2 protein-coding genes are annotated in these 1409 nt (G+C 66.4%); both read right to left on the bottom strand.

Going from position 1 to position 1409, the window contains the following annotated elements; all coding sequences use genetic code 11:
* Nucleotides 1–133: 133 nt before the first annotated feature.
* Nucleotides 134–286: a hypothetical protein gene (locus tag ACFWN1_RS33290; protein WP_384370503.1), complete on the bottom strand. Its 153-nt coding sequence runs from the start codon at nucleotides 284–286 to the stop codon at nucleotides 134–136.
* Nucleotides 287–602: 316 nt separating this feature from the next.
* Entirely contained in the window at nucleotides 603–1190 is a 588-nt protein-coding gene (locus ACFWN1_RS33285) for a hypothetical protein (RefSeq protein WP_384370500.1), read from the bottom strand.
* Between the last annotated feature and the right edge of the window lie 219 nt (nucleotides 1191–1409).

Genomic DNA, 1409 nt, shown 5'->3' with positions numbered 1-1409 from the left:
GTGTGGTCGCCCTGAGCTCAGTGGGCCTTGGCGGGCTCTTCGGCTCGTGCGCGTGAAGTTTCCCCGTGATCATCTCTCAGCCGCCACTCGTCGGCAGTATGGCGCTGACGTTTTGAACTGCAAAAGTACTGATTCAGATCGTCGCGGCTACGGATACCAGGTAGTCGATGTCGAGCGCGGCCGGGTCGGTGACGGTGACCCCGTCGTAGTAGGAGAACCACGTGCCCGCCGTCACCCGGCAGCCGGCGTGCACGGTGGGCTCGGTGCGGGACTCAGAGATCAGCACTTCGGCGCGGGTGTCGCAGCCGTCCTGGCCGGCGTCGACCCAGTGCTTGAAGAGGTCGCACTGGTAGCCGTCGCGGGATTCGGAGGCCGCCGGGAGCCGTTCGACGGCTGTCGTGAGCGCAACGTCGTGGCCACAGTCGGTGCGTGGGCCGCTGCCGGGGAGCCGGAAAAGGTCAAGGAGACGAGCGTGGCGGCGCTGAGCGCCATGAACTTTGGTGCCATGGCTCGTTGTTAGCGGAGCGGAAGCCGCTCGGGGGTGGACTCTCCGCTCCGGTCATCCCAACGGCTGAAGACTGCCGAGCCGAAGCCGACGATGCTCAGCGGATGCCGCCCGCTCCGAGCAGCAGGTAGTGCGTGACGCGCGCGCGAGCTTTCTCCGGGGCAACGCCCAGTGCGGTGCCGAGGGCCTCCCACTGCAGTTGTCCGTCGTCTTGGACGGCTTCGGCGGCCAGCCGGCCTGTGCGCCAGCTGAGGCGGCTCAGGACTTCCGCCGCCCGCAGCGCTGCCGCAGGGGCGTCCTCTACGAGGGGGTCGAGCACCGTCTCCAGCTGGCGCAGCAGTTCGTCCAGGGCGACGGGAAAGGGAACCGTCGCCCGCTCGACGGCCTCAATGTGGGCGCTCCAGTCCTTGTACAGGCCGGCGACGTCCAAGACGTCGTCCTCGTTGCCGAGCTGCTCCCAGTCGATCGGATAGGAGGCACCGCGCCACCCGCAGGCACAACAGCCCCGCACGGAAGCTGCCTTGGGCCTGCCCAGCTCACCGCTGTAGGCCCACCACTCCTTAGTGGCGCGGAAATCGGCCCCGCTGCCGGGATCGAGGTACACCGGCTTCGGCTCACTTCCGTCGGGAAGAACTGCCCCCGTGTACCCCTCATGGGACTCACCGAACTCCGTCTTCCAAGCCATCGACTACCCTCCATCGCTCGCTGTATCCATGCCGTGACCACATGCTTCCAGGTAGCACCCCAGCTCGAGCGGCCTTTGTGAAACACCGCGACCGAAGAACCAGTGCGCCGATGATGATGAGGGTTAGCCTCGCGCTTTCACGAGGTGGGGTGTCCGAGGCTTGATCAGATAAGCGGAGAGTGCTCCTGACCTGGAACGATGGGACTTGTCTAGGGTCCA

The sequence above is a fragment of the Streptomyces sp. NPDC058459 genome, assembly GCF_042721685.1.
Taxonomy (GTDB): Bacteria; Actinomycetota; Actinomycetes; order Streptomycetales; family Streptomycetaceae; genus Streptomyces.
The sequence above is the reverse complement of the archived record's forward strand: the minus strand, read 5'-3'. Positions and strand labels throughout refer to the sequence as shown.

What these genes read in the sequence shown, in the direction of transcription:
- ACFWN1_RS33285 (WP_384370500.1), bottom strand. Translation starts at nt 1,190, where the DNA reads ATGGCTTGGAAGACGGAGTTCGGTGAGTCCCATGAGGGGTACACGGGG.